This window comes from Streptomyces sp. MB09-02B (genome assembly GCF_033794485.1).
Lineage (GTDB): Bacteria > Actinomycetota > Actinomycetes > Streptomycetales > Streptomycetaceae > Streptomyces.
In genome coordinates this window covers 1-4,052 of sequence record NZ_JARGEE010000614.1, presented here as the reverse complement: position 1 = coordinate 4,052, position 4,052 = coordinate 1, and the positions used below count along the sequence as shown (strand labels likewise).

At 73.2% G+C, this 4,052-nt stretch carries 4 protein-coding genes; all 4 read right to left on the bottom strand.

Annotated features, from left to right (window positions below; all coding sequences use genetic code 11):
- Window positions 1–135 precede the first annotated feature (135 nt).
- The gene (locus P1P70_RS41700) at window positions 136–1,221 is read right to left on the bottom strand and encodes a Zn-dependent alcohol dehydrogenase (protein WP_319247270.1); all 1,086 of its coding nucleotides are present in this window, start codon (window positions 1,219–1,221) and stop codon (window positions 136–138) included.
- A 66-nt stretch (window positions 1,222–1,287) separates the two neighbouring features.
- Window positions 1,288–2,676, bottom strand: a complete 1,389-nt coding sequence (locus tag P1P70_RS41695; protein WP_319247268.1) for an aldehyde dehydrogenase family protein — start codon at window positions 2,674–2,676, stop codon at window positions 1,288–1,290.
- A 172-nt stretch (window positions 2,677–2,848) separates the two neighbouring features.
- On the bottom strand, window positions 2,849–3,331 hold the full coding sequence (locus tag P1P70_RS41690; RefSeq protein WP_413471664.1) for a DUF3574 domain-containing protein: 483 nt from the start codon (window positions 3,329–3,331) through the stop codon (window positions 2,849–2,851).
- A gap of 198 nt (window positions 3,332–3,529) precedes the next feature.
- On the bottom strand, window positions 3,530–4,052 hold a 523-nt coding region (locus P1P70_RS41685), incomplete at its 5' end, for a class F sortase (RefSeq protein ID WP_319247266.1).

Below are 4,052 nucleotides of genomic sequence, written 5' to 3'. Positions count from 1 at the left end.
GGTGGGCTCGTCGGGTGCGGGTGGGTGGGGGCTGGTCGCGCAGTTCCCCGCGCCCCTGAAGGACTCAGGGCGCGACCCATGCTTCTCAGGGGCGCGGGGAAGTGCGCGACCGGCCCCCACTCGGCCGCAGGCGCATCAGAACGTCACCAGTGCCCTGCCGCCCTTGCCCGCTCGCATGTTGTCGAAGGCCACCGGGATGTCGGAGAGGGAGATGCGGTCGGTCACCAGCGCGCCCAGGTCCAGGCGGCCGGCGGTGACATGGTCCGCGAGGACCGGTAGGTCGCGCGCCGGGTCGGAGTTGCCGTAGACGCACCCGGAGAGGGTGCGGCCCCAGTGGAAGATCTCCAGCGCGTTGAAGGTGACCTGCTGGTCCTTGCCGCCGATGCCGACGACGGTCGTGCGGCCGCCGCGCCGGGTCGACTCCCAGGCCGTCCGGATGGTGACCGCGCGGCCGACGCACTCCACGGCGACGTCCACGCCCTGCTTGCCGGTGAGCGCGCGGATCTCGCGGGCCGTGTTCTCGGAGGCGACCACGTACTCCGTGGCCCCCGCCGCGCGGGCCAGTTCCTCCTTGGCCGGGGAGACGTCCACGGCGACGATCCGGGACGCCCCGGCGATCCGTGCCGCCTGGAGCGCCGCCAGCCCGACGCCACCCGCCCCGAACACGGCGACGGTCTCACCCTGCCGGACCCGCGCCGAGTGGTGGACCGCGCCGTAGCCGGTGAGGACGGCACAGCCGAGCAGGGCCGCGTCCGTGAGCGGAACCCCGTCCGGCGCGGGGAGCACACAGCCGGCGGTCACGACCGTCTCCTCCGCGAAGGCGGCGACGTTCAGCCCGGGGTGGAGGTCGGCGCCGTCCGAGGCGCGACGGGCGTACACGTTCCCGGAGCCGAGCAGCGCGTTCGCGCACAGCCAGACCTCGCCGAGCGAGCAGGCGTGACAACTCCCGCAGGAGGGCGCCCAGTTGAGGACGACGCCGTCACCGGGCAAAACATGGGTGACCCCGTCGCCGACCGCCAGGACGGTGCCCGCGCCCTCGTGACCGAGTACGGCGGGCACCGGCACGCGCATGGTGCCGTCGGACAGCGACAGGTCGGAGTGGCAGACCCCGGCGGCGGCGAGCCGCACCCGGACCTGGCCCGGCCCGGGGTCCGGCAGCTCGATCTCGGTGATCTCCAACGGGGCACCGACGGCGGGCAGTACGGCGGCTCGAACGGCCATGGGGACGACTCTCCTACTGGTTCGTCTGGAACCCGGTGAGGACGGCGGGGACTCGGAAGCAGGGGCTCAGAACTGCAGGGACTTGGTCTGGAGGTACTCGGCCAGGCCGTGCGTGCCCAGCTCGCGCCCCACTCCCGACTGCTTGTAACCCCCGAACGGGGCCCGCGGGTTGAAGCGACCGCCGTTGATGTCGACCTGGCCCGTGTCCATCCGGCGGGCGAAGGCCACGGCCTCGCTCTCGTCACCGGCCCAGACCGCGCCGGCCAGCCCGTACACCGTGCCGTTGGCGATCCGCAGGGCGTCGGCCTCGTCCTCGTAGCGGAGGATCGACAGGACGGGGCCGAAGATCTCCTCCTGGGCGATCGTCATCTCGGGGGTCACGTCGGCGAAGACGGTGGGGCTGACGAAGCAGCCCTGCTCACGCGGGGATTCGGGGCCGCCCGCGACCAGGCGGGCGCCCTCGGCCACGCCCTTCTCGATGTAACCCCGCACCCGCGCCTGCTGCTTGGCGTTGACCAGCGGGCCGATGCGGTCCGCGTACTTCGCGGCGGCCTGTGCCGCCAGTTCGACGGCCTCCTCGTACTGGGAGGTGTGGACGAGCATCCGGGTCCAGGCGCTGCACGTCTGACCGGAGTTGGACATCACGTTGGCGACGCCGACACCGACCGCCTTGGTCAGGTCGGCGCTCGGGAGGATCACATTGGCCGACTTGCCGCCGAGTTCGAGGGCCACCTTCTTGACGGCTGCCCCGGCGGTCGCGGCGATCCGCCGGCCCACCGCCGTGGAGCCGGTGAAGGAGACCAGATCGACTCCGTCGTGCTCGGCGAGCGCCTGACCGGCGACCGGTCCCAGGCCGGTCACCAGGTTGAACACCCCGGCGGGTACGCCCGCCTCGTGGACGGCCTCGGCGAAGAGCTGGGCGACCAGCGGGGTGTCCTCGGCGGGCTTCAGGACCACGGTGCAGCCGGCGGCGAGGGCCGGGGCGACCTTGGCGACGATCTGGTGCAACGGGTAGTTCCAGGGGGTGATCGCGCCGACGACGCCGATGGGCTCGTGGTGCACGGTGGAGTTGCCGACCTTCTCCTCGAAGGCGTGCTCGGCGGCCAGCTCGGCGTAGGAGCCTGCGACGGCGACCGGCAGGTCCGCGTGCACCTTCTGGGAGAACGGCAGCGGCGAGCCGAGCTCCGCCGTCACCGTCTCGGCGATCTCCTCCCGGCGCGCGGCGAGCGCGTCGCGCAGCGCGCCGATGATCGCGCCCCGCTCGGCGGGCGGGGTCGCGGCCCAGCCGGGGAGAGCGACGCGGGCGGCGCCCACGGCGGCGTCGACGTCCTCTGCGATGCCCGCCGGGACACGGTCGATCACCCGCTCGTCGACCGGGTTCACGACCTCGATCGTGTCGGTCCCGGCGGCGGGGCGCCAGGTGCCACCGATGTACATGCCGTCGTGTGCCTTCATCGTGCTGCCTCCGGAGCGGGCGTCGTCGTTCCGCCCCAAAAACTAGCCCTGATAGTTTTCTGGCACCAGGTCTCCGGGGAGTGAGGCGTGACTCGTCGGCGCAGCGGCAGGACGCGTCGGCGCCGAAGCATGACTCGCCGGCGACGCCGGGGCGGCGCGTTGCCGCATCGCCTCAGAAGTCGACCCGTTTCCTGTCGTCGACCCGCGCCACTGCCTCCTGCGCGAACTCCACGCGGTAGTCGCCGCGGATCTCCTCGATCCTGCGGTCGCTCACGACCGCCGACGACACCGGATACAGCAGGATCAGCTCGTACGACCGCTCCTTCTCGATCGTCCCGCTCGCGTCCCGCCACTGCCCGCGCCCCTCCTGCACCGTCAGCCCGTCGGGAAACCCGGGGGTGACCTCGCGGTCGACGAAGGCCGTGAACTGCGCGTCGGTGACGGCCGGGCCGCCGTCGGGTCGCTCGGTGCCGAAGAGGAGCCGTGTCTCGATGTACGGCGTGCCGCGCGCCGGGGCGATCACGGTGCCGGTGGGAGCGTCCTCGGCGAGGGTCGCGTACGCGGTCGGGGCCCCCAGGAGCAGCAGACAGGCGGTGGCGTGTGCGGGTCCGGGTGTTCGCGGAGGCGGTCCCGTTCGCGGGGCCGGCGGTGCCAGTGGGGGCGACGGTGCCGGCGGGGGCGGTGGTGCCGGCGGCGCCGGTGGTGCTCGGGCAGGGGGAGTGCGAGGTCATGGGTCCAGCTCTAGCGGGACCGTTGGTTCCGGATGCGTCGGCCGCGCCGGGACCGGGCCATGTGTGCGCCCGTACGCCCCTGGGGCTCGTCCAGGCGGGCGACGCACGCCCCGCGCGCCGGTTCACGGCTTGCGCGCTGGTTCCCGGGTCGCGGTGAGATGGGCGAAGACGACGACGTTGCTCGCGTAGCCCTTCCGCCGGTCGTACGTCCCTCCGCAGGTGATCAGGCGCAGCTCGGGCCGCCCGCGATGGCCGTAGACCTTCTTGCTGGGGAAGCGGTCCTTCTCGTACGACTTCACGGCGTCCACGGTGTAGACCGCCGTACGGCCGTCCGCCCGAAGGACCTCCACCAGTCGGCCGGGCTTGATCACGTCCAGTGCGGCGAAGACGGCGGGGCCCGTCCGGGTGTCCTTGTGACCGACGACGACCGCCGTGCCGGGGCCGCCGGGCGCGGGCCCGTCCGCGTACCAGCCGACCAGCTTCGGCTTGTCGTCAGGCGGCGCGGGGAGGCGTCGACCGGCGTCGAGGCGGAGCTCGGTCACCGGCGCCTCGATGCCGAGGTAGGGAATGGTGACGCTCCTCGGCGGGGAGGGCGGCAGCGTACGGGGACGGGCCGGTTTCCCCGGCTCGGCCGGTCTGGGGGTG